Annotated in this window: 17 protein-coding genes; 8 read left to right on the top strand and 9 right to left on the bottom strand. The window is 42.0% G+C overall.

Annotation, left to right across the window (positions count from 1 at the left end; genetic code table 11):
• Positions 1 to 516: 516 nt before the first annotated feature.
• The 9 genes from mutT to nadC all read right to left on the bottom strand — a co-directional run bounded on the left by mutT (position 517) and on the right by nadC (position 8,696).
• Positions 517 to 915: an 8-oxo-dGTP diphosphatase MutT gene (gene mutT, locus OHT75_RS08670; protein WP_264726092.1), complete on the bottom strand. Its 399-nt coding sequence runs from the start codon at positions 913 to 915 to the stop codon at positions 517 to 519.
• A 26-nt stretch (positions 916 to 941) separates the two neighbouring features.
• Positions 942 to 1,169, bottom strand: coding sequence for a DNA gyrase inhibitor YacG (gene yacG / locus OHT75_RS08665; protein ID WP_264726091.1), 228 nt, complete (start codon positions 1,167 to 1,169; stop codon positions 942 to 944).
• A gap of 49 nt (positions 1,170 to 1,218) precedes the next feature.
• Entirely contained in the window at positions 1,219 to 1,953 is a 735-nt protein-coding gene (gene zapD / locus OHT75_RS08660) for a cell division protein ZapD (RefSeq protein ID WP_264726090.1), read from the bottom strand.
• 1 nt (position 1,954) lies between these two features.
• Complete coding sequence (coaE, locus tag OHT75_RS08655) at positions 1,955 to 2,563, bottom strand: dephospho-CoA kinase (RefSeq protein ID WP_264726089.1); 609 nt, start codon at positions 2,561 to 2,563, stop codon at positions 1,955 to 1,957.
• 12 nt (positions 2,564 to 2,575) lie between these two features.
• Positions 2,576 to 3,505: a prepilin peptidase gene (locus tag OHT75_RS08650; RefSeq protein WP_264726088.1), complete on the bottom strand. Its 930-nt coding sequence runs from the start codon at positions 3,503 to 3,505 to the stop codon at positions 2,576 to 2,578.
• 65 nt (positions 3,506 to 3,570) lie between these two features.
• Positions 3,571 to 4,836, bottom strand: a complete 1,266-nt coding sequence (locus OHT75_RS08645; RefSeq protein WP_264726087.1) for a type II secretion system F family protein — start codon at positions 4,834 to 4,836, stop codon at positions 3,571 to 3,573.
• A gap of 113 nt (positions 4,837 to 4,949) precedes the next feature.
• Positions 4,950 to 6,656 carry a type IV-A pilus assembly ATPase PilB gene (gene pilB / locus OHT75_RS08640; RefSeq protein ID WP_264726086.1) on the bottom strand — a complete coding sequence of 569 codons (1,707 nt, stop codon included), beginning with the start codon at positions 6,654 to 6,656 and terminating at the stop codon, positions 4,950 to 4,952.
• Between the two features lie 6 nt (positions 6,657 to 6,662).
• Entirely contained in the window at positions 6,663 to 7,091 is a 429-nt protein-coding gene (locus tag OHT75_RS08635; protein ID WP_319803629.1) for a pilin, read from the bottom strand.
• Positions 7,092 to 7,817: 726 nt separating this feature from the next.
• Positions 7,818 to 8,696, bottom strand: coding sequence for a carboxylating nicotinate-nucleotide diphosphorylase (gene nadC, locus OHT75_RS08630; RefSeq protein ID WP_264726085.1), 879 nt, complete (start codon positions 8,694 to 8,696; stop codon positions 7,818 to 7,820).
• 179 nt (positions 8,697 to 8,875) lie between these two features.
• On the opposite strand from nadC, the gene ampD reads away from it, so the two are divergent.
• The 8 genes from ampD to OHT75_RS08590 all read left to right on the top strand — a co-directional run bounded on the left by ampD (position 8,876) and on the right by OHT75_RS08590 (position 24,719).
• The gene (ampD, locus tag OHT75_RS08625; protein ID WP_264726084.1) at positions 8,876 to 9,433 is read left to right on the top strand and encodes a 1,6-anhydro-N-acetylmuramyl-L-alanine amidase AmpD; all 558 of its coding nucleotides are present in this window, start codon (positions 8,876 to 8,878) and stop codon (positions 9,431 to 9,433) included.
• A 57-nt stretch (positions 9,434 to 9,490) separates the two neighbouring features.
• Complete coding sequence (ampE, locus tag OHT75_RS08620) at positions 9,491 to 10,342, top strand: beta-lactamase regulator AmpE (protein WP_264726083.1); 852 nt, start codon at positions 9,491 to 9,493, stop codon at positions 10,340 to 10,342.
• Positions 10,343 to 10,547: 205 nt separating this feature from the next.
• Positions 10,548 to 11,300 (top strand): pyruvate dehydrogenase complex transcriptional repressor PdhR, encoded by a 753-nt coding sequence (gene pdhR, locus OHT75_RS08615; protein ID WP_264726082.1) that lies wholly within the window; start codon positions 10,548 to 10,550, stop codon positions 11,298 to 11,300.
• Positions 11,301 to 11,392: 92 nt separating this feature from the next.
• Positions 11,393 to 14,059 (top strand): pyruvate dehydrogenase (acetyl-transferring), homodimeric type, encoded by a 2,667-nt coding sequence (aceE, locus tag OHT75_RS08610; protein WP_264726081.1) that lies wholly within the window; start codon positions 11,393 to 11,395, stop codon positions 14,057 to 14,059.
• Positions 14,060 to 14,071: 12 nt separating this feature from the next.
• Entirely contained in the window at positions 14,072 to 16,036 is a 1,965-nt protein-coding gene (gene aceF / locus OHT75_RS08605; protein ID WP_264726080.1) for a dihydrolipoyllysine-residue acetyltransferase, read from the top strand.
• Between the two features lie 170 nt (positions 16,037 to 16,206).
• A complete protein-coding gene (gene lpdA / locus OHT75_RS08600; protein WP_188842465.1) occupies positions 16,207 to 17,637 on the top strand; it encodes a dihydrolipoyl dehydrogenase in 1,431 nt (476 codons plus the stop codon).
• 263 nt (positions 17,638 to 17,900) lie between these two features.
• Positions 17,901 to 22,382, top strand: a complete 4,482-nt coding sequence (locus OHT75_RS08595; RefSeq protein ID WP_264726079.1) for an EAL domain-containing protein — start codon at positions 17,901 to 17,903, stop codon at positions 22,380 to 22,382.
• Positions 22,383 to 22,445: 63 nt separating this feature from the next.
• Positions 22,446 to 24,719 carry a patatin-like phospholipase family protein gene (locus OHT75_RS08590; protein ID WP_406682000.1) on the top strand — a complete coding sequence of 758 codons (2,274 nt, stop codon included), beginning with the start codon at positions 22,446 to 22,448 and terminating at the stop codon, positions 24,717 to 24,719.
• The last annotated feature ends 151 nt before the right edge of the window (positions 24,720 to 24,870 follow it).

Below are 24,870 nucleotides of genomic sequence, written 5' to 3'. Positions count from 1 at the left end.
AAACACAGTATCGCCGATGGTAGTGTGGGGTCTCCCCATGTGAGAGTAGGTCATTTCCAGGCGCCTAATTTACTCGCTAGAGTAGTGATAAGCCCGTTACGAATGTAACGGGCTTTTTTACATCTGAAATTTGAGCATAAAAGTCGTGTGGCCGACGTGCCCGTGTGGGAATACGTCATTTCTAGGCGCCTAATTTACTCGCTAGAGTAGTGTTAAGCCCATTACGAATGTAACGGTTTTTTTTACATCTGAAATTTGAGTATAAAAGTTGTGTGGCTGACATGCCCATGTGAGAGTAGGTCATTTCCAGGCGCCTAATTTACTCGCTAGAGTAGTGATAAGCCCGTTACGGATGTAACGGGCTTTTTTACATCTGAAATTTGAGCATAAAAGTCGTGTGGCCGACATGCCCATGTGGGAGTACGTCATTTCCAGGCGCCAAATTAAACACTAAGGCCACTTTAATCGAGTGGCCTTTGGTTTTTAGTCATACCATTTTGTATAACCAAATGATCTCTAGCTTAATTCAGCTAAAATTTTATCAACAATAGGCTTATTGGCTTCAGGGAAATCAAATTCTGCTAGGTTAGCAAATGGCACCCAGCGTATTTCTTGGTTTTCTAATCCAATGGCATGATTGGAAAAATCTTTTACTAAATGAATGTCTAAACGTACATGCTTATCTGGATAGTTATGGCTGATATCCATAAAGGGGCTTGAAGCTGTGACATCTAAATTGACTTCTTCTTTAAGCTCTCTAATTAGCGCTTGTGTTACTGTTTCATTGGCTTCTACCTTACCACCGGGAAATTCCCACTTTCCTCCTTGGTGAAGGTGTCCGTGCCTTTTGGCTAATAAAATATGCTTATCTTGATTGATAATGACACCGACGGCGACATGAACACGCTTTTGCATAATAAATTCCGTATTACTGGTTGAAACTAATCTTCTTTAAAAAATGCTGACTCGTTCAATCCCAAATCGTCGTAACCAAGATCATCGTACATATCAGGGTCTAATGGGGTTTTGACTGGAATGGCATGTTTCTCATCAGCCCAATCGCCTAAATCAATCAGTTTACAACGCTCGCTGCAAAAAGGTTTGAATTTAGCTTCAGCAACCCAATTCACTTGAGTTTTGCAGATGGGACAATTAACTGTAATAGGCATAGGTATCTTCTTGCTGGATAAATAAAAGCATTAACCGATCTTAAAAGGTTTATGTACAAGTAGCCAGAAGGAATTGAATTGTTTTGTCTGTGTGACGTTGTTGTTCAAAATCAACAAAGTGGATGGCATAACGATTTTTATGTCCGCTGATGGTTGGATAGCAGCCATGCGATGTATCAATTTTTACTCTAATTAGCGATAAAGCCTGTGCGCTATCGCCCTGGAAAAAACCCGCTTTGGCATCTGCAGGCGTAAAATCGGCGGTATTTCTTATTAATTCAAGTAACAAGCTGATTGGGGTAAGCAGTGGCTGGTATTGATCTACCCAACACTGAAGATCTAACTGCCTTTCTTGCCACGGTTTTCCTAGCCAGAAGTGCAGTTGCGGTAGGTCGAAATTGCAGCATGCGCCAGGCATACCAAAACGTTGCCGCAACGCAGAGATAAACTTATCTTTTTTAAGATGAATGCCAATTCTGTCGGGCATTTGTAAAGGTGCTTTAGCTTGAATCAACCGATTAATGATGTCATTAATTTGCACTTTATCTACGTGTGGTAGCTCTAGCCATTTGGATAATAAGGCAATATTTCGGTCAATGTCTTTGAGTACATCAGAGCGATAATCGCATCTGTCGGTTAACTCGCACAGTGAAAATAAAGGATAGAAACAACGATGCTGGTGATCTTGAATAAGATTATTTTTTAATTGTGTCGACAGGTATTCTAACCGTAAATAACTACGAATTTTTTCATTTAAAGGCTGTTCGTATATTAAGTCAGTCATGTCAGTCTGGTTTATTCGCTAATTCCAAGTATTTATGATGTAACAAAGCCACTTTGCTTCGTAACGAATTCAAATCGCCTTGATTATCTATGATGTCATCTGCCTTCGATAGTCGTTGTTCACGGGGCATTTGGCTCAAGATTATTTGCTCAACTTGAGTGGTTGCCACTTTATCACGTGCACTCGTCCTTGAAATTTGCAACTTAGAGTCTACGTCCACCACTAAAGTTGAATTGACTAACTTATCTAACCCATTTTCAAATAGCAAGGGAACAACCATAATTACATAAGCTGAATCGGCTTGTTGCACTTGTTTTAGCATGGTTTGTCGGATCATCGGATGCAATAAATTATTTAACCAATCACGCTGCTGAGGTTGGTTAAAAATAATTTCACGCAACGCAGTACGATTTAAGGCACCGTTAGCTTGGCAAACATCAGCGCCAAAGTGTTCAATAATGCGTGTTAAGCCCTCAGTGCCCTTTGCAACCACGTCTTTTGCCACTATGTCTGCATCAACTAAGGTTATACCAAGGTCGGCAAACAAGTTGGCAACAGTGGTTTTACCGCTGCCTATGCCGCCGGTTAAGCCAACAATAAATTTAGCCATGACAGTTGTGCCTTATACTAAGGTGCTGAGGTACCAATTAATGATTTCTTGTCCCCATATCAGCGCTATCCAACCTGCAATAGCAATATAGGGTCCAAAAGGGATGGGTTTACCAGCATGAAGCTTTTTAGTGGCAATCATGGCAATACCAATAATAGCGCCTACCAATGATGATAATAGTATTATCATTGGTAGCATTTGCCACCCTAACCAAGCACCCAACACCGCCATCAGCTTAAAATCACCATAGCCCATACCTTCTTTACCAGTGGCGAGTTTGAATAGCCAAAACACTGACCATAAACTTAAATAGCCTGCGGCGGCACCAATTAACGCATCGGTTGGGCTTGCAAACACGCCTTGGAGGTTGATGATTAAACCAAGCCATAGCAAAGGCAAGGTTAACTGATCAGGCAAAAGCATTTCATCTAAGTCGATGCCTGTTAAGCCGATTAGAAAAAACGTCAGTATGGCGGCGAAGATAAACTGCGTGGTTGGGCCAAAATAAAAAGCGAGGGTCGCAATCAATAATCCTGTGGTTAATTCAATCACTGGATAACGCGCTGATATCGGTGTATGACAACTGGCACATTGTCCTTTAAGCATTAACCAACCCAATACAGGTAAATTGTGCCAAGGTTTAATGCTCGTTTTGCATTTTGGGCAGGCAGAACCTGGGACGATTAAGTTGTATTTTTCAGGAAAAGCATCAATCGGTTTCGCCAGTCTTTTTTCGCCGACTTGTTTAACGATATCTGGATGATATTCATTTAAGTAATAGTTACATTCACTTTGCCATTCGCGTTTCATCATCACGGGTAGGCGGTGAATCACCACATTCAAAAAACTGCCAATGGAGGCTGCAAAAATAAAGCTAATAGCCACAAACAGCCAAGTATATTGGCTCATTGTGGCGATAAAAGTGGAGATAAATTCAGACATTATTTTTCTTATTATTTTTTAATTTTTGTGTGAACTAGCCATTTTTTACATGAATGATGTGTAGTTTAACCGACCACATTACCCATTTCGAAAATAGGTAAATACATACCAACAATCAGTCCACCGACTAAAGTACCTATCACCACCATCATGATAGGTTCAATAAGGCTAGATAAGCCATCAACGGCATCATCAACTTGCATTTCAAAAATGTTCGCGACTTTATTGAGCATATCATCTAAGCCACCAGATTCTTCACCAATCATCACCATTTGGATTAGCATGTCAGGAAATAGCCCAGTGGTGCGCATGGCCACGTTCATTTGCATCCCTGACATCACTTCTTGACGTACTTTTAACAACGCTTTGCGATACACAGCATTGCCTGAAGCGCCAGAGGCAGATTCTAAGCCATCAATTAACGGTACTCCAGCAGAAAAAGTAGTAGCTAGAGTGCGGGCAAAGCGTGCCATGGCCGCTTTATGCAGTATTTCACCAATAACCGGAATTTTGAGTACCGCTTCATCAATCTTATCGCGAAATTTTTGCGAGTTGCGATGGGCTCGCACAAATAACCAAACTCCCACTACGATACCGATGGCAAAGAAATACCATGATGTTTGCAACCATCTAGATATACCAATAATTAACTGAGTAAAGGCAGGTAATTCAGCGCCAAAGCCATTGAATATTTCTTCAAACTGAGGCACAACGAAGAGCAATAACAATGTGGTTACCGCAATAGCCACTATAACTACAGCAGCGGGGTAAAACATGGCTTTTTTAATTTTTGATTTTAATGCTTCGGCTTTTTCACGGTAGGTGGCAATGCGATCGAATACCGCATCTAAGGCTCCTGAATGCTCACCTGCTGCAACTAAGTCAACATACAGATCGTCAAAGTATATGCGGTGTGGTCTTAGGGCATCGGATAGCGGGATACCTGATTGGATATCAGATAATATTGTGCCTAATAATGTTCTGACCTTTTCTTTTTCATGGCCTCGTCCCAACAGTTCAAAGGTGGTCACTAATGGCACGCCCGCCGAAATCATGGTTGCAACTTGACGGGTGATCATTGCAATATCCATTGCGGTGATCTTTTTTTCAGTTTTAAAAAGTGGTTTTGCCTTTTTACTAACCGATTTTGGAGTTACCCCTTGGGCTTTTAGAATACTTTTTATTTCTGCTACGCTAGTGCCGCGCATTTCTCCAGCGGTTTTTTTACCATCACGGTTGACCCCTTTCCACTGGAACTCAAACACTTTGGGTTGGTGCTTGATATCCTTTTTGGAGGTTCGGGACTTTCTTGTCGCGGCAGCGGTAGCCATAAAGTGATTCCTTGACGTTTATTTGTAATTTTAATGAGTCATAATGAACATTAGTCTACTCGAGATGAAGTTTATGTGCTTGATAAACTAGCGAGTGCTTATTAAGTAGCTAATCAATTAAAGCTGGTGACTCGGTTAATTTCGGCAATACTGGTGACCCCTTGGGTCACTTTAAGTAAACCCGATTGGCGCAAGTCACGCATCCCTTGCTCTTTAGCCAATGCAGCAATATGCAAAGAGTTGCCGCCCTCCATGATAATGCGGGCAATTTCATCGGACATCTTCATGACTTCATAAATACCCACTCGGCCTTTGTAGCCTGCAGAGCATAAGTCACAACCACAGGGCTTATAAACGGTAAAACCTTGGTCAATACTCTGCTGGTTGAAACCAAGGCGCAGCAGCTCGGCAGTGGGAATGTCTTCAGGTTTTTTGCAAGCAGGGCATAAACGTCTTGCCAAACGCTGGGCAATGATTAAATTGACCGAGCTGGCAATGTTGTAACCCGGTACCCCCATATTGACCAAACGAGTTAAGGTTTCGGCGGCGGAGTTTGTGTGTAAAGTCGATAACACTAAGTGACCGGTTTGCGCCGCTTTAATGGCAATTTCTGCGGTTTCTAAGTCTCGGATTTCACCGACCATCACCACATCAGGGTCTTGACGCAGAAATGACCGCAGTGCGGAAGCGAAGGTTAAACCGGCTTTTAAATTAATGTGAACCTGGTTAACTCCTTCGAGGTTAATTTCGACCGGATCTTCAGCGGTGGAGATATTACGCTCTTCGGTGTTTAATATATTTAAGCCAGTGTATAAAGAGACGGTTTTGCCCGAACCCGTCGGCCCGGTCACCAAAATCATTCCCTGTGGTTTGGCTAGCATCTCTTCATAAAGCTCGCGCTGATCATCTTCATAACCGAGCTTTTCAATGCCCAGTTGCGCGGAGGATGAGTCCAATATCCGCATAACAATTTTTTCGCCCCAAATGGTGGGCAAGGTACTGACACGAAAATCGATGGATTTAGTCCGTGACAGTTTCATCTTGATGCGGCCATCTTGTGGCACCCGGCGCTCGGCGATATCCAGTTTTGACATCACCTTCAATCGCGCTGAAATCCTCCCGCCCAAGTTAACAGGCGGCTCAGAAACCTCGTGCAATATGCCATCAATGCGAAAACGAATGCGATAGCGTTTTTCATAGGGTTCAAAATGTAAATCAGATGCACCTTTACGAATAGCATCGGTAAGAATTTTATTAATATAAATAACAATCGGCGCATCGTCACTGCTGTCGCCAGTCGTTTCATCGCGGCGTTCGGTTTCAGCCACTTCCATGTTGGCTAACGCGTCTTGATCGGCGCCGCCTAAATCTAGCCCTGAAATATCTTCTTCAATGATTTTTTCTAATACTTTATGCAGTTTATCGTCTTCAACCAAAATGGCTTCAGCATGAAGACCAAGGCTAAATTGAAAATCTTCTAGGGCATTAATGTTAGTTGGATCAGATGTAGCGATGTAAAGGCGATTACCACGTTTAAACAGCGGTAAACACTTATGTTTTTCAATCAGTTTTTTGTTGAGTAAACTTTCATTGATATCCTGGATATCAAACTCATTTAAATCTAGAAGTGGAGTACCATATTCTTCATAACATAATTCTGCTATTTCTCGAGCAGATAAATATTTTAAAGATATAAGTGTTGTTACAAGAGATAGTTTTTGTTTACGTGATTCGTTAATCGCTGATGATATTAGCTCTTCACTTAGCAAGCCTTTGCGAATAAATAAGGTTGATAAACCTAAGTGAGGAGCTGTTGTCATATCTAATTAACAAAGATCAGTACAATTATCTGTCCATATTACTCGGCCAGCATCATATTCACCAGTTAAAACATAGGTGTCAGTAGCTGCAATTCCACCTGCTGCGATTGGTGTCACAGTAATTTTCTTATTAGTAGCATCCCAAGCTATAGCAGAGTATGCACCTTTTGTTAATCCAGTTACATCGGCAGGAACACCACCCTTGCCAGCTGCACATTCTGTTGCACTAATAGAGCCTTCTGTTTGAGCACAAATTTCAACAGCTGTTTTCACTGCTCCACCCGCTGCTACCACACCAGAATATCGAGCCTTGTCGGTATAAGTTTGATAAGCAGGCAATGCGATTGCAGCTAAAATACCGATGATCGCCACTACGATCATTAATTCAATAAGGGTGAAACCCTTAGCGTTTTTAATTTGATTGATACCTTTCATTTTTTCTCTCTCCGTAAATGTGCTTTGGCCTATCCATTCCTCGGTACTGAGCTGTATATCGGGCGGCTATAAGATCAAATCATATTGCCGTTAGTAACAGTATTCAGTGGCATCCATCATTGCCGAAGCCTTACGGGCACATGTTGTTAACTATTATTGAGCTATTATTGAACAGTTTCATTGAATGAAACGAGTCCCGTTTTTATCGTGTTATCAGTTTAGTTGAGCTATTCACATCTTGCAGGCTTTTTAGCCTTACCCGTTTAGTGTGATTATGGGTCAGCACTAAAGTGGTAGACATTTAATTTAACCAACTTAAATGACATTTCGGCTGAGTTGTATATTGCTAAACGACTTGATAGCGCAAACTTTGTTTTGTGGGCTTTTGCTAAAGGGCATTAGGCAACACAAAAAAGGTTTTGGCATGTTCAATGACGTCAGTAATGATACAAGTTCTGGCCGAAAGGCCATTCGCCTGTGTAAACGTTAGTATAAAGTTATCAAGAATGGAATACTTTTATACTAGAAAGGTAAAATAAATGATTAAAAATTCTATACTTGGCGTTTTTAGCTACAAAAGGCTATAACATTTTTTTGACAACTGCTTGTCGGTTAACCTTTTTTTGACGCTGGGCTTATTAAGGCCATAAATCTGGCGCGATTGGATGGTGTTGGTAGTGCGCGCTTCGAGGATCATTAATACGATCCTCGACGGCAATATGGCAGTTATGCTTTTAGTCTTAACGATAAATCGAGTGCTTTAACATGCTTAGTTAATGCCCCTACTGAAATGTAATCCACGCCGGTTTTAGCAAAATCGGCCAGGGTGTCGATGGTCACGTTGCCTGACACCTCCAGCTTGGCCCCTTTACCCGCGTCTTTAAAGGTTTGGTTTAGTGCCACCGCTTCAAACATCATGGTGATATCAAAGTTATCCAACATGATGATGTCGCTGCCACCCTCTAACGCTTGGGTTAACTCTGCTATGGATTCAACCTCTACCTCAACTGGTTTATCATTATGAAGCTGGCGTGCGGCCTCAATTGCTTGGCTGATTCCACCACATGCCATGATGTGGTTTTCTTTTATTAAGAAGGCATCATATAGCCCGATACGGTGGTTTTTGCCGCCACCGCAGGTGACGGCATATTTTTGTGCGGTGCGTAAACCCGGAATGGTTTTGCGGGTATCCAGTAAACGGGTGTGGGTACCTGCTAATTTATTGACATACAGCCTAGTTAATGTGGCCACACCCGATAAGGTTTGAATGAAGTTCATCGCGGTGCGCTCACCCGTGAGAATAACGCGGGCAGGGCCTGATAGTTCACATAGCACTTGGTTTGGCACAACTAAATCACCATCGTCAACGTGCCAATGCAAAGCCACTTCACCCCCTAGTTGATTAAAGACTTGCTCTGCCCAAGCTTTGCCACAAAATACCCCTTCTTCACGGGTAATGAGGCTGCCCTCAACATGTTTATCGGCGGGGATCAGTTGTGCAGTAATATCAGCTTTAAGCATTAGCTCGATACTTTGTTGATCGTTGTAGCCTAAATCTTCATTTAATGCGGTTTTCACTGCATGACGGATATCATTTTCTAACATAAGCCAAATCCTTGCGACGACAAAATGACCAGCGTGTTTTACTTTCACACGTTTACGGTTGTATATGGCGATAGGTTAGCATAACTTTGCCGCGGTTGTGAGTGCTGACAACATGGTATTTAGACCTGTTTACTGGTAATTTATGGCTTACATTTGATGCGATTTAAGATCTCAACTATATGAAAACCCGTACAAGTTTATCTTCTGGTTGGTTTGCTGGCGCTAGACGCTGTCTGTCACCGCACTTTAATGCTCGGCCTAATAATGAAGTGAGTTTGCTGGTTATTCATAATATTAGCTTGCCCGCAGGTTGCTTTGGCTTGCCGCATATTGATGCACTATTTCAAGGCTGTTTAGATGTCACCGCGGATGACAGTTTTAGTGAATTAAGCGGATTACAGGTTTCGGCGCATTTTTTAATTCGCCGCGAGGGTGAAATTGTTCAATATGTGAGTTGTGACGATAGGGCTTGGCATGCGGGAGTATCGCAGTTTGAAGGGCGAGAAAATTGCAATGACTTTGCCATTGGTATTGAGTTAGAAGGGACTGATTTTGTGGCCTATACCGATGCACAATATCAGCAACTGGCTGAACTTACATTGGAGATTATGGCGCAATACCCTATGATTACCCCTAAACGTATTGTCGGGCACTGTGATATTGCACCCATTAGAAAAACCGATCCGGGTGAAAGCTTTGATTGGCAACGTTATCGAGCAGCGATTGTTGCTGTTTAACGGTTGTATTTACAGCATGTTGCAGCACACTTTTATTTTAAGGCTTAAGGATAAACCATGGCATTATTTTCATTGCTTATCGCTATTTTAGTGGAACGATTAAAGTTATTGCCTGTCAATTGGCAGTTTGACAAATTGATGATGCGCTATCACCAACTGTTTTGGGATAAAAAATCGTTAAAAACCGATGTTGCAGTGGCCATTGCGGTGATTTTGCCTTCTGTTGTGGTCTTTGGTGTGGGCCTGTTAATTAGCGGTTTATTATTTGAGATTCCAAGTTTGTTATTGTGGGTTGTGGTGGCGTTAGTGTGTTTTAGCCATCAGGATTTACGCAACATATTTAAAAAGTATGTTCAGGCCGCTTGTCGTGGTGATGTACAAGCCTGTTATCGCTATGCGGGCGAGCTAGATTGCAGTGAATGCATCGATGCAGTTGATGAACGCGATTTAGGGATTAAAGTCGGCCAAAGCGTGGCGTGGATTAACTATCGTTATTACGGTGCTGTGGCATTGTTTTTAGTGTGTTTTGGTCCTGTCGGCGCCGTGTTGTATTGCAGTATTCGTTTTTATTATGATTTGAATATCAAACAAAACCTTTCTTTACCTTTAATTGACCATTTGCAACGTTTGTTTGATTGGTTGCCTAGCAGAATATTCAGTTTTGGATATGTGTTAAGTGGTCAATTTTCCCAAGGGCTAAATGCGTGGCGAAAACGGGCATTTGACACCCGTTGTAGCGCTAAACTGGTGGTGACTGAAACCGCACTGAAGGCTGAATCTTTGCCTGAAGCGGGTCCTGCTCCTGTGAGTGTGCAGCCAACGTTGGCCTTGTTGGCCTTGAGTAAGCGGAATTTTACCTTGTTAGTGACATTTGTGTCGGTACTGACTATTTTTGGGATCGTCAGTTAGATTGATTTTGATGTTTTATCCACTATTGTCAAATGGTCTGACCCCTCACTCGTTTTTTTAGTTTATGCTCTTTAAACTGGGCGGTTATGTATCAGCTTAGGCGATAAGCTAGACATGATTAAGATGTTTTGCTAAAGTGCCCGCTCTCACATAAATTGGTAAGACCAATTGACAATAGGTGATTCTGGGGAGTTTAAGCATACATATGGCTTACAGTAAGATTAATCAGCCAAAAATTTCTGATGTGATCATGGAGCAACTTGAGCGCATGATCCTTGAAGGCAGTTTGCAACCTGGGCAAAAGTTACCTCCTGAGCGTGAACTGGCAGTTCAGTTTGAAGTATCACGCCCTTCTTTACGTGAAGCCATCCAAAAGCTTGAGGCCAAGGGCCTACTGATGCGCCGCCAAGGCGGTGGTACATACGTTAAAGAACAACTCTGGCAAAGTCTTGCCGATCCTATCGTTGAATTAATGCATAACGACTCTGAAAGCCAATATGACTTGCTTGAGTTTCGTCACGCCACAGAAGGCATGATGGCCTACTTTGCCGCGTTACGGGGCACAGATGCCGATATGCAAAATATTAAAAACAGCATTTTAGAGGTTGAAAATGCCGTTAATATTGAAGCGCAAGCGGATGCCATTGTGCGTTTTTACCGTGCAGTGGCTGAAGCGTCACATAACGTGGCAATGCTTCACCTCGTGTTAAGTTTGACCCCTGTGCTACATAAAAATGTCGCGCAAAATTTGGAGCTTCTGAGTCGTCGTGAAGAAGCCTCTACAATGGCAAATGATCATCGCCGAGATTTATTGGCTGCGATTGTGCGCCGAGATCCTGATGCGGCACGTGAAGCTTCGAACGAGCATTTAAGCTATATCGAAGAAGTCATGTTGTCAGTAAGAGAAGAAGACAGTCGGTTGCAACGTAGCTTGCGCCGTTTAAAGAGCGGCGTGTAGTTCTCATTCACAACCAATGAGATTATACCCTTGCTGTGTCAACAAGCAGCATAAGCCGAAATATAACCCCGTATATAGAGAAGGACTGCGAGATGTCTGAAGATATGCTACTCGATTTAGACCCATCAGAAACCCAAGAATGGGTTGATGCCTTACAAGCTGTATTAGAGCAAGAAGGGCCTGAACGTGCACATTTTTTATTAGAGAAACTGATTGATAAAGCCCGTCGCAACGGTACTCATTTACCGTATGACGCGACAACCGCTTACCTTAATACCATTCCAGCAGGGCAAGAGCCTAATATGCCGGGCAACCAAGAGATGGAGCACCGTATTCGCGCTATCATCCGTTGGAATGCTTTAGCTATGGTATTACGTGGTTCTAAGAAAGACTTAGAGCTAGGTGGCCATATCTCTAGTTTTGCCTCTAGTGCCACGATTTATGATGTGTGTTTTAACCACTTTTTCCGTGCACCAAATGAAAAAGACGGTGGCGATTTAGTGTATTTCCAGGGCCATATTGCACCCGGTATTTACTCGCGTTCATTCTTAGAAGGTCGCATCACCGAAGAGCAAATGAACAACTTCCGTCAAGAAGTTGATGGTAAAGGTTTATCTTCATACCCGCATCCTAAGTTAATGCCTAATTACTGGCAATTTCCGACGGTATCTATGGGCTTAGGTCCTATTCAAGCAATTTATCAAGCACGTTATTTAAAGTACTTAACTGACCGTGGCTTGAAAGATTGTTCAGAGCAAACTGTTTACTGTTTCTTAGGTGACGGTGAATGTGATGAGCCAGAAGCATTAGGTGCAATTGGTTTAGCAGCTCGTGAAGAATTAGATAATTTAGTGTTTATCATTAACTGTAACCTACAGCGTCTTGACGGTCCTGTTCGTGGTAACGGTAAAATCATTCAAGAGCTTGAAGGCGAATTCCGCGGCGCAGGCTGGGAAGTGGTTAAAGTGATTTGGGGTCGTTACTGGGATCCATTATTGGCTCGTGACACCAGTGGCAAATTATTACAGTTAATGGAAGAAACCGTAGACGGTGAATACCAAAACTGTAAAGCCAAAGGCGGCGCATACACCCGTGAGCATTTCTTTGGTAAGTACCCAGAAACAGCGGCAATGGTGGCGAACATGTCAGATGATGACATTTGGCGCTTAAACCGTGGTGGTCATGATCCGGTTAAAATGTATGCCGCATTAGATCATGCACAAAAAACCAAAGGTCGCCCAACCGTTATTTTAGCTAAAACCGTGAAAGGTTATGGTTTAGGTGATGCTGGCGAAGGTAAGAACATTGCCCATAACGTGAAGAAGATGGATGCCGATGCAATCCGTTATTTCCGTGATCGTTTCAATATTCCTATTCCAGATGACAAGTTAGAAGAAATTCCTTTCTATCATCCTGGTCCAGATTCAGAAGAAGTGAAGTACTTGAACGAACGTCGTGAAGCCTTAAAAGGTTACTTACCACAACGTCGTGAAAAATTCACTGAAGAGCTTGAAGTGCCATCATTGAAGATTTTTGATGCGGTTATTAAAGGCTCTAACGGTCGTGAAATTTCATCAACGATGTCATTTGTACGTGTATTGACAGCCTTATTAAAAGATAAGCAAATCGGTAAGCGTATTGTGCCAATTATTCCTGATGAAGCCCGTACTTTTGGTATGGAAGGCTTGTTCCGTCAAGTGGGTATTTATGCCCATGAAGGCCAAAAATATATTCCACAAGATTCTGATCAAGTGGCGTATTACCGTGAAGATAAAACCGGTCAGGTTTTACAGGAAGGGATTAACGAATTAGGCGCAATGTCATCTTGGGTGGCAGCGGCAACCAGTTATTCAGTTAACGACATGCCAACTATTCCTTTCTACATCTACTACTCAATGTTCGGTTTCCAACGTATTGGTGACATGGCGTGGGCAGCGGGTGATATGCGTGCTCGTGGTTTCTTAGTGGGTGGTACATCTGGCCGTACAACATTGAACGGTGAAGGTTTACAGCATCAAGATGGTCACAGCCATATTCTTGCCAACACTATCCCTAATTGTGTGTCTTACGACCCAACTTACGGTTATGAAATTGCCGTTGTGGTACAAGATGGTATCCGTCGTATGTACGGTGAAGATCAGGAAGATGTGTTCTACTACCTGACTACCATGAACGAAAACTACGTGCAGCCTGAAATGCCAGAAGGTGCTGAAGAAGGTATCGTTAAGGGTATTTATAAGCTTGAAACGGTTGCCGGCAGCGGTAAAGGTAAAGTACAGCTGATGGGCTGTGGCACTATTCTTGAAGAAGTCCGTAAAGCTGCGCAAGCCCTAGCGAAAGACTTCGGCGTAAGTGCTGACGTATTCAGCGTAACCAGCTTTAACGAGCTAACACGCGATGGTCAAGCGGTAGAGCGTTGGAACATGCTACACCCAACAGCTGAGCCTAAGAAGGCGTATATCAGCCAAGTGTTATCAACGGATGCACCTGCCATTGTGGCCACTGACTATATGAAAATATACGGTGAGCAATTACGTGCTTACATTCCGACTGACTATAAAGTACTGGGTACTGACGGTTTTGGTCGCAGTGATAGCCGTGCTAACTTACGTCATCACTTTGAAGTGGATGCGAAGTTCATTGTTATTGCGGCGTTGAAATCACTTGTTGAACGCAACGAAATGCCTGTTGATGTGCTAACAAAAGCCATCAAAGACTATGGCATCGATGCTGACAAGATCAACCCACAGTTCGCGTAAGAGGAATTTGGAATGGCTGATTTAAAAGAAATTTTGGTTCCTAATATCGATACTGATGCAGTACAAGTTATTGAGATTTGTGCAGCAGTGGGTGATTTTCTTGAAAAAGAAGCATCGATTATTACGGTTGAAAGCGACAAAGCGACCATGGATATTCCAGCACCTTTTGCTGGTACCTTAGCAGAGTTGAAAATAGCTGTGGGTGATACCGTATCAGAAGGGACATTAATTGCATTGATGTCTGCAGCGGGCGAAGCAGCTGCTCCTTCAGTAGAGCCTGCAAAAGCACCTGCACCTGTGGCCCAAGCGGCGGCTCCGGCACCTGTTGCCCCAGTGGCGGTTACTGCTGAAACGGTTACAGCAGCACAAGTCATTGAAGTGAAAGTACCTGATATCGGTGGCGATACTGATGTATCTATCATCGAGGTGCTGGTAGCGGTAGGCGATACGATTGACGTTGATACAGGTTTAATTACCTTAGAAACCGATAAAGCCACTATGGATGTGCCCTCGCCGAAAGCGGGTGTAGTTAAAGAAGTGAAAGTCGCTTTAGGCGATAAAGTTTCTGAAGGTTCGTTAGTTATCCTGTTAGAAGTTGCCGGTTCGGCACCTGCTGCATCTGCACCACAGGCTGCAGCGCCAGTTGCTCAAGCTCCTGTGGCAGTGCAGGCAACAAGTCAAGTACAAGAAATTCATGTACCTGACATTGGCGATGCAAGTGATGTCGATATCATTGAAGTGCTTGTTGCTGTGGGTGAAGAAGTCACTAAAGATCAAGGTTTAATCACTTTAGAAACAGACAAAGCGACGATGGAAGTACCGGCTCCTTTTGCTGGTAAGCTTGTTTCACTAACGGTGAAAGTGGGCGATAAAGTGTCTCAAGGTAGCTTAATAGCGACAATTGAAACCACGTCATCAGCACCCGCTGCGCCAGCGCCCGTTGCTGCGCCGGTAATTGATTCAGCGCCAGTTGCGCCAATGCCAGCTAGTCGTCCTTCTACACCACCAGTACCACACCACCCAAGCGCTGCGGTTACCGCATCAGGTGGCGTTGTCCATGCGTCACCAGCCGTGCGCCGTTTAGCGCGTGAGTTTGGTGCCGATTTAACCTTAGTTAAAGGCAGTGGCCGTAAAGGGCGTATTCTTAAAGAAGACGTTCAAGCCTTTATTAAGTATGAGCTTTCTCGCCCTAAAGCGACTGCAGCAACTTCGGTTGCGGGTGGCGCTGGTGGCTTGAATGTGATTGCCGCACCAAAGGTTGACTTTAGCAAGTTTGGTGAAGTTGAAGAAGTGCCGTTAAGCCGTATTCAGAAAATATCGGGTCCAAATTTACATCGCAACTGGGTAACTATTCCACATGTGACGCAATTTGACGAAGCTGATATCACTGAGTTAGAAGCTTTCCGTAAGCAACAAAACGATGTTGCAGCGAAGAAAAAAGCAGATTACAAAATTACTCCTTTAGTCTTCATGATGAAAGCGGTCGCAAAAACATTGGCTGAGTTCCCAGTGTTTAACTCAAGTTTAAGTGCTGATGGTGAATCATTGATTCAGAAGAAGTACTTCCATATTGGTGTGGCTGTTGATACCCCCAATGGCTTGATGGTACCGGTTGTGCGTGATGTTGATAAAAAAGGCATTGTAGAATTATCGCGTGAATTAACTGATATTTCTATCCGTGCACGTGACGGCAAGCTCAAAGCCGCTGATATGCAAGGCAGTTGTTTTACCATTTCAAGTTTGGGTGGTATTGGCGGTACAGCGTTTACCCCAATCGTAAATTACCCTGATGTGGCCATTTTAGGTGTGTCAAAATCTGAAATTAAACCTAAGTGGAATGGTAAAGAGTTTGAGCCTAAGTTAATGTTGCCGTTATCATTATCATATGATCACCGTGTCATTGATGGTGCAATGGCTGCCCGCTTTAGCGTAACCTTGTCAGGTATTTTATCTGATATCCGTACCATGATTCTGTAAACAAATTTGGCCGCTCTAATTGAGTGGCCTTTTTTATGTCGGTCTTCATGACAAATGTTTGATTGTGATCAACATCAAACAAAGGGTAAAATGCGGCCAGCTAACATGATCTGGCCACATTGATAGTTGAGACGGATTTGCCGCCAACACGGAAAAGAATAGAGGAAAAGATGAGTAACGAAATCAAAACTCAGGTAGTTGTATTAGGAGCAGGCCCAGCAGGTTATTCAGCAGCATTCCGTGCAGCTGACTTAGGCTTGGACACCATTATCGTTGAACGTTTTAGCACCCTTGGTGGTGTATGTTTGAACGTAGGTTGTATTCCTTCAAAAGCATTATTACACGTAGCAAAAGTGATTGAAGAAGCCAAAATGGTTGAAGATCACGGCGTTTCTTTTGGCGAGCCGAAAATCGACTTAGACAAATTGCGTGGCTTTAAAGAGAAAGTGATTGGTCAGTTAACTGGCGGATTAGGCGGAATGTCTAAAATGCGTAAAGTTGATGTGGTTAATGGCTTTGGTACTTTTACAGGTCCAAACACGTTAGAAGTTAAAGCGGAAGACGGTAGCGTTAAAGTGGTGCAATTTGAACATGCGATTATTGCTGCAGGTTCGCGTCCAATTAAACTGCCTTTCATTCCTCATGAAGATCCACGTATTTGGGATTCGACTGACGCATTAGAATTAAAAGAAGTACCAGGCAAGCTTTTAGTCATGGGCGGCGGCATTATCGGACTAGAAATGGGTACCGTTTACTCATCGCTAGGTAGTGAAATTGACGTAGTCGAAATGTTCGACCAAGTGATTCCTGCTGCTGATAAAGACGTTGTGCGTGTATTCACTAAACAAATCAAGAAGAAGTTTAACCTTATTCTTGAAACTAAAGTGACGGCCGTTGAAGCAAAAGATGATGGCATTTATGTCACTATGGAAGGCAAGAAAGCACCAACAGAACCTGTGCGTTATGACGCAGTGTTAGTTGCGATTGGCCGTTCACCAAATGGTAAGTCTCTTGCTGCTGAAAAAGCAGGTGTTAACGTTGATGAGCGTGGCTTTATTAATGTAGACAAGCAAATGCGTACTAACGTACCGCATATTTTTGCTATCGGCGATATCGTTGGTCAACCAATGTTGGCTCACAAAGGTGTGCATGAAGGTCATGTTGCTGCTGAGGTTATCTCTGGTCTTAAGCATTTCTTCGATCCAAAAGTGATTCCTTCAATTGCGTATACTGCACCAGAAGTGGCTTGGGTTGGTTTAACTGAGAAAGAAGCTAAAGAGCAAGGTATTGCTTACGAAACAGCAACTTTCCCATGGGCAGCAAGTGGCCGTGCAATCGCATCTGATTGTAGCGAAGGTATGACTAAGTTAATTTTCGACAAAGAAACTCACCGCGTGATCGGTGGTGCGATTGTGGGTGTTAACGGCGGTGAATTATTAGGTGAAATCGGCCTAGCAATTGAAATGGGTTGTGATGCAGAAGATTTAGCATTAACGATTCATGCTCACCCAACTTTACATGAATCAGTCGGTTTAGCCGCTGAAATTTATGAAGGTTCAATTACTGATTTACCTAACCCTAAAGCGGTTAAAAAGAAGTAATTAACACCTGTAACACTTTGCATAAAAGCACCCATATGGGTGCTTTTTTTTGGTCTACACTTAACCGATGGTGCTATATTACTAAGCGAGTCGAGGGCGTTTTTCTGATTGATTTTTTAATTGAAGCTATTCGTACTTTTTTAATTAAATATAAAGGGTTATCTATTTTCGAGTGGCAGTGAATCACTCAATCACTTATAACAATAAGAGATTCATTATTGTCATATTGATATGACACAGACTTTTTGGGGTTGTTTTTCAACATGCATCGTATTCTTTTGCTTACTGTCGCTGTTTTTCTGTATCTTTTGCCAAACTTTCCTGTTTTGGGGAATGATTTTATTCAGCGAGTTTTTAATGCAAGGGATGGCCTAGCAAATACAGTTATTAATGATATTTATTTTGATAGTTATGGCTACACGTGGCTTGCAACCGCAGAAGGGTTATATCGTGTATCAAATAACTCTATTCGACGTATTGATAAAATTGGTAGTGAGTCTATTTTAGCGGAACATCGATTACATCTTATTGTTTCTGCAGCAGATGATCATTTGCTTTTTACCACAGATAACCGATTGTATTTGTATAATATTCCAGAACATATTTTTACAGAAGTATTTCAACCTCCAGCGCAAGATGATGTAAGCGATTCCTCTGTGAGTCAGGTATCTGTTGGTATTGCTTCTATTATTCAACATGATGAATATAACTTGGCTTTGCTTGGTAAAAATGGCAAACGATTTTTGTTTAATGTTGAAACAAAAAAACTTTCTTCTGTAGATGACCGAGTATTGTCGCCAGACTCTACTTGGGTATCGCAGCTTGCTTTAAATAATGATGAAGTGATTTTTGCTGCCACAGATCGTCTGGAGTTGCATACTCAGTCAAACGAAGTTATCGATTTTAAATGGCACTTAGATAATGGCGCGATTCGGGGGCTTTTTCAGGATTCACAACAAGGTTTATGGTTATATTCTACAAAAGGCCTGTTCAGTATTGATGTCGAACAACAGCAAATTCACCCAATTAAAGATAAGGTTTTTTATATTGATTCGATGGTTGAAGATGCCAATGGGCTATTGTGGATGGGAAGCCGCTCTGGCTTGATTTCATGGAATGTTGAAACGAATGAAACGATTAATTATCAGGCTGAACTGAAACAGCATGCCAAAATTGATTACATCCATGCTTTAGCAATTGATCATAATCAATTGATTTGGATTGGCGGATCGGGTGATGGCTTAGCCCTTGCGGCATCAGAACCTGATTTTCTGATTGATACTTTCTCACAATCAGCTCCTTATCGACTTAATAATGAGATGATTTGGGCAATTCATCAGCATGGTGATCAGTTGTGGGTCGGCACGGATGGCGGCTTAGAGGCGATAGATACCATTAACAAGTCTTCTCAAGTGATTATTCCTGAGGGACTTGGGCTGAATGACAGCATTTATCAAATAGATACATTAGATGATACTCATATCTCGCTGAGTACTACCAATGGTATTTTTGTGGTCAACACCGAAACCTTCGCATCACAGCGATTTAGCGAATGGACTGGTGGTAAAAATTCACTTAAAAACAAAACAATTTATCAGAGTTATGCTGATCCCATGATACTAGGTCGGATTTGGTATTTAACGTCTAAAGGTATTTATTTTTGGGATAAAGGTAGCGCAGATTTAACACAATTAGTTTTTAATCCAAAATCCCCAGCGCTCAATAGTGCAAGTTATCGTGTCATTTTACGAGATAAAGCGGGCCGTTTATGGGTTGGTGGTGATAAGAGCTTTGGATACTTTAATCAAAATAATCAATACGTATCAAAGAATAATTTATTTTCCCATATGAATGGAATTCCTCTACTTTTTAATGTCACAGAAGTAAAAAAGGATTTATTTTGGCTAGGCACATCTCAAAATGGCTTGTTTGAATATAATTTTACGACTGAAGAGTTAACTGATTTAGATAAAAGATTAAATATAGATTGTAATTCGACGATGTTTTTTCAAGAAATGGACGAGACATATTTAATTGGTTGTTCAAGTTCAATTATCAAGATAGATAAAAAAACGCAAGCGATAAACTCCTATACATACAAAGATGGTTTTATTTCTGCAGAGCTAAATGAAGCTGCTATTTTTTACCAAGCTAATAAAGGCTTATATATTGGCACCCCTGATGGAGCAATGTTAATCGATCCCAATAAGTTATCAAATCGCATTAATAATGATCAGGTTTTACTCGAATCAGTTTCGATTTACTACGCCGACCAAACGGATTTGTATCTTCTGCCTGAAAAATTAAAAGTGGTCAAACCTGGTGCCAGTTTGGTGAGTTTCCAAATATCTGACCTTGATTATCTTGATGATAGTCCCATGAGTTTACAATATCGTTTATTAAAGCGGGGGAAAGAACCCAGTAATTTTGTGCTATTGGAAGGGCAGTCGCAAATTAACCTTTCTGGTTTAACCGCTGGCGATTACACACTGGAATTGTTATATAAAAACCGAAGCGTTTGGTCAGAGCAGCCATTTAAGTTTGGTTTTACGGTTGAAGAGTTTTGGTGGCAATCTCAGTTATTCAGAGGCATGGTTGTTTTTATTATCTTATTAATGGCCTTTAGCTTGTCTTTGTACCGTCAAAGGCAAGTGAGTCGATTTAAGCGTGTTAATCAGGCGTTAATCCAAAGTGATGACAGATTGTCGCAAGCGCTAAAGGGCAGTGATTCTGATTTATGGGAATGGCGAGATGATACTCAAACGATCGTATTGGAAAATCGGAGTGCTATTTTAGGTTCAAATTTGAAAATTGTCCGCAGACTGCAAGATATCCCCATTCATTCAGGCGATATTGCTCGTGTCACTAAGGCTTGGGTCGCTTTTTTAAAGTCAGAAACAAATATGATAGATGTGGAGTATCGTTACTTACATGACTCGGGTTTGTGGCGCTGGATGCGTGTTAGAGGGCGCGCAGTATCTTGGCATCCGTCAACGCATCGTCTTGAGAGTGCAGCGGGCATTTATTCAGATATTACCGCGCAACGCGAGCTTGAAAGCGAAGTGCATTTATTTGCGGAGGCGTTTAAAAACACCTCAGAAGGGATGATTATTTTAGATGCGAATAAAAATGTTAAAGTCAGTAATCATGCCGCTAATCTCATTTTAGGTTTGTCAGATGATCTGATCAATGGAATTTCATTTGCCGATATCGTGGTCTCGAGTCAGGTACCACTTAATATCGATAAACTTTTTGCCAAAGATAATTTTTGGAGTGGTGAGCGGGCATTGTTACGAGCCGATGGTCTACCTTGCCCTGTTTGGTTGAATATTTCAAAAATGCAAAATGAGTCTGAAAGCGTTTTACATTACGTCGTGGTATTTTCTGATATCACTGATAGAAAGCAAAATGAAATCAAGCTAAAACGGTTGGCGAATACTGACACATTAACAGGGCTTTCTAATCGCTCACAATTTTTGACAACCCTAAATAAAATAGTTAAAGAAGCGCGGGTGTCAGGTGAAAAACTGGCTTTGTTATTTCTTGATTTAGATAGGTTTAAATCCGTTAATGACTCCTACGGACATAGCATGGGGGATGCATTATTGGTTGAAGCTTCTCAACGACTTCAATCTTGTCTTACTACAGAACATGTTTTGTGCCGTTTTGGTGGCGATGAATTTGTCATCTTATTACGCAATATCGATAACGGTAACATGATTAATCATGTTGCCGATAAATTGCTAAAACAAATTGAAATGCCATTTAAGTTATACGGTCGTGAGTTTTTTATCTCCACCAGTATTGGTATTAGTTGCTGGCCAGAAGATTGCCAAGACCCTGAAATGCTAATTAAAAATGCTGATCTGGCAATGTATCATGCTAAAGATGAAGGTAAGGGGAACTTCCAATATTATTCTGCAGAACGAAATGCCGAAGCCTTATACCATTTACGGCTTGAATCCGATTTACGTAAAGCGATTGAGCGCAACGAATTAGAGCTGCATTACCAACCTCAAATAGACATTCTCCATAATGACCGATTTGTTGGAATGGAGGCTTTGCTGCGCTGGAAGCATCCCACAGAAGGCTATGTTCGCCCTGATATTTTTATTAAAGTTGCTGAATCTTGCGGGTTTATTATCGATATTGATTGTTGGGTGCTTAAGCAAGCATGCTTAGATGGTGCAAGATGGCATCAACACTATCAGCAGAATTTTAAGCTATCGGTGAACGTTTCAGCGGTACATTTTCGACAAAACAGTTTTATTGATTTCGTTAAAACTACCTTAGCAGATACTGACTTCCCTGCATCAAAGTTATGCCTTGAAATCACCGAAGGCGTATTGATGAAAGAGTTACATGTAGCTACACAGCATTTATCACAACTTAAAGCGCTAGGGGTGCAAGTCGCGATTGATGATTTTGGTACGGGTTATTCATCTTTGGCTTACTTGCGCACTTTTGAAGTTAACACCTTAAAAATTGACCGCTCATTTTTGATTGATATTGCTGATAATCAAGCTGACCAAGCCATTGTATCGAGTATTATTGAGCTTGCGCGTAACTTAAAATTAAACGTCGTCGCAGAAGGGATCGAAACCCACGAGCAGCTGGAGCAAGTATTTAGCCGTGGTTGTTATATTATTCAAGGTTATTATTTTGCTAAACCTATGCCTCGAAATGAATTGGATACTTTTATGGGCATAGACACTAAAAGTCGAGTGATTTCATTTGATAATTGAATTAGTGTTTGTGAGTTGTAGTTTGCTAGAATGTGATCGTTTTTAACTGTATTTGGAACCGCTATGCCGATGTTAAATCGTTTATTTTTGGGGTGTATTTACATTAGCATTACGCTAATGGCTGCATTAGTTAGTTGTTCGGCCAATGCTGCCGATGAAAAACCTACAGCTTTCAAAGAGCGCCCAACTATTGGACTCGTGCTCAGTGGTGGTGGTGCCAAAGGGGCGGCTCATATTGGCGTGCTGCAAGTGCTGGAAGCGAACAACATTCCTGTCGACTATATTGCAGGTACCAGTATTGGTGCATATGTTGGGGGAATGTATGCATTAGGTTTTAGTGCCAATGAAATCGAAACCATTATGTTAAAGGGAGAGTGGGATAAGGGGTATTCTGATACGATCCCGCGTGAAAACCTTGCATTTCGTGATAAACAGTTACGCGACAAATACAATATTCCTGTGCATGTTGGTTACAAAGAGGGGTCAATCACCTCTCCTAGCGGTTTGCTGCAAGGGCAAACTATGTCTTATCTATTACGCCATTCAACAGACTTAGTAGAGCAGTTCGGTGATTTTGATGATCTGGCTATTCCTTATCGTGCTGTGGCGACCAATTTAGCCACAAGTGAAGCGGTTGTTTTGTCAAAAGGCAGTATTGTTCAATCTATGCAAGCCTCTGCTTCAGTGCCGGGGGCGCTTCAGCCTGCATCGATTGACGGGATGTTACTGGTTGATGGTGGTATCGCTAACAACATGCCGATTGATGTGGTTAAGGCTATGGGTGCAGATATCATTATTGCTGTGGATATAGGTTCACCCTTGGCGAGTCAAGCCCAGCTTAATTCTACCATTGCGGTATTGGAACAGCTTTCAACGATTCTTACGCAGGCCAGTACAGAAAAACAAAAAAAACTATTAACCGAACAGGATATTTTAATCCGTCCATGGATTGATAATTTAAGCACAACTGATTTCAGTATTATGCCGCAGGCATTGGTGATAGGTGAACAAGCCGCCCAGTTGAAATATGAACAGCTGGCTAAATTATCCATTTCTAATGAAGCGTATCAGGATTATTTACGCAATAAAAAACAGAAACGTACCGCATGGGTTGATCCGATAAAACAGCCAGTCTATAGAGTTGTATTAGATAACCAATCTTCCATTAATGACAAATTAATCCGTGATCGCCTTGGCATTAGTGAAGGTCAAGTCGTCACTAAAGACGAGCTAGAAGCGGCATTGCAACGGGTTTATGCATTAAATCAATTTGAAAGAGTGGATGCAGAGTTTACCGACTCAGAAGATGGTCGAATCTTAACGGTGACTTCAAAGGCAAAAGGCTGGGGACCGAATTACTTTAACGCAGGTTTTAACTGGGAAGATGATTTTAGTTTAGATTCATCCGTTTCGTTAAACCTAGCCTACACCATGACGAATGTAACCGACAATGGTGGGGAGTGGCGCAATGAAGTGGAGCTGGGTTTAAATAAACGCTTCTCGACCGAATTTTATCAGCCGTTGGATCGTGACCAAGACTATTATGCTCTAAGCCGTTTTGAATATGAGCTGAAAAATTGGGATATTTACGAGAAAAATGAACGTATTCTTGAGTTAGAAAATGAAGATGTGAGTTTAATTGGGGGTATTGGCGCTAATTTATCATCCCATGGTATTGTTGAATTAGGTTTTCTTACAGAACGCGGCACAATTTCAAACAGCGTCGCGCTCAATGGCAATTTTGATTATAGAACCTATGGCGCTTACTTTAAGGTGGCTTATGATACCTTAAACAGCATCAGTTTCCCCACGGAAGGTAATCGATTAACGTTGACGATGCACTTTCGAAATGAAGACTATGACAGTAATGATATAGTTGCATTGGGCAGCCTTAGCGATGAAACCTTGCAAATTGAAGCAGATTGGAAAGGTGCATTACGATTAGGCAACCATGCTGTTGTGGGTAAAATGGCGTTAGCGACGGTTGAAAGTGATGACAAGTTTACTGCGCACTTCAGTAGCCTGGGTGGTTTTTTAAATTTATCAGGTTTTCACAAAAATGCTTTAGCTGGCCCGCATAAAGTGTTTGGTGCGGCTATTTATCAATATGATTTAGGCCGAGATGTATTGGTTACTGACTTGCCCTTCTATTTGGGTGTGAGTGCCGAGGCGGGTAATGTGTGGTATACCCGCGATGCCATAGATTTAGATGACTTAATTTATTCGGGTAGTTTATATTTAGGTACCGATACCTCTTGGGGCCCTGCAGCGCTAGGCTTTGGATTTACAGATACAGGGGATAAATCAATTTACTTGTTTGTTGGTAAAAACTTCTAACATCTTCAGTGGCTCCCCAAATGGCATCGTAAAACGATGCCATTTTTGATTGCGTTAATCCGATAATGTTATCAGTAACCGTCTAGCGAACCACACCTCGCATCGTTAATCTGACTATTTGAAAATACCTGCTCAATGATAAATTTGGAGC

The sequence above is a fragment of the Shewanella subflava genome, assembly GCF_025971955.1.
In the GTDB taxonomy this organism is placed as follows: Bacteria; Pseudomonadota; Gammaproteobacteria; order Enterobacterales; family Shewanellaceae; genus Shewanella; species Shewanella subflava.
This window is presented reverse-complemented; position numbering and strand designations above follow the sequence as displayed.

Excerpts from the sequence above, each read along its gene's own strand:
- pdhR (WP_264726082.1), top strand. The coding sequence starts at position 10,548 with ATGGCTTACAGTAAGATTAATCAGCCAAAAATTTCTGATGTGATCATG.
- OHT75_RS08635 (WP_319803629.1), bottom strand. The coding sequence starts at position 7,091 with ATGAAAGGTATCAATCAAATTAAAAACGCTAAGGGTTTCACCCTTATT.
- ampE (WP_264726083.1), top strand. The coding sequence starts at position 9,491 with ATGGCATTATTTTCATTGCTTATCGCTATTTTAGTGGAACGATTAAAG.
- yacG (WP_264726091.1), bottom strand. The coding sequence starts at position 1,169 with ATGCCTATTACAGTTAATTGTCCCATCTGCAAAACTCAAGTGAATTGG.
- OHT75_RS08595 (WP_264726079.1), top strand. The coding sequence starts at position 17,901 with ATGCATCGTATTCTTTTGCTTACTGTCGCTGTTTTTCTGTATCTTTTG.
- ampD (WP_264726084.1), top strand. The coding sequence starts at position 8,876 with ATGAAAACCCGTACAAGTTTATCTTCTGGTTGGTTTGCTGGCGCTAGA.
- OHT75_RS08650 (WP_264726088.1), bottom strand. The coding sequence starts at position 3,505 with ATGTCTGAATTTATCTCCACTTTTATCGCCACAATGAGCCAATATACT.
- aceE (WP_264726081.1), top strand. The coding sequence starts at position 11,393 with ATGTCTGAAGATATGCTACTCGATTTAGACCCATCAGAAACCCAAGAA.
- pilB (WP_264726086.1), bottom strand. The coding sequence starts at position 6,656 with ATGACAACAGCTCCTCACTTAGGTTTATCAACCTTATTTATTCGCAAA.
- aceF (WP_264726080.1), top strand. The coding sequence starts at position 14,072 with ATGGCTGATTTAAAAGAAATTTTGGTTCCTAATATCGATACTGATGCA.
- mutT (WP_264726092.1), bottom strand. The coding sequence starts at position 915 with ATGCAAAAGCGTGTTCATGTCGCCGTCGGTGTCATTATCAATCAAGAT.
- OHT75_RS08645 (WP_264726087.1), bottom strand. The coding sequence starts at position 4,836 with ATGGCTACCGCTGCCGCGACAAGAAAGTCCCGAACCTCCAAAAAGGAT.
- lpdA (WP_188842465.1), top strand. The coding sequence starts at position 16,207 with ATGAGTAACGAAATCAAAACTCAGGTAGTTGTATTAGGAGCAGGCCCA.
- zapD (WP_264726090.1), bottom strand. The coding sequence starts at position 1,953 with ATGACTGACTTAATATACGAACAGCCTTTAAATGAAAAAATTCGTAGT.
- OHT75_RS08590 (WP_406682000.1), top strand. The coding sequence starts at position 22,446 with ATGCCGATGTTAAATCGTTTATTTTTGGGGTGTATTTACATTAGCATT.
- nadC (WP_264726085.1), bottom strand. The coding sequence starts at position 8,696 with ATGTTAGAAAATGATATCCGTCATGCAGTGAAAACCGCATTAAATGAA.
- coaE (WP_264726089.1), bottom strand. The coding sequence starts at position 2,563 with ATGGCTAAATTTATTGTTGGCTTAACCGGCGGCATAGGCAGCGGTAAA.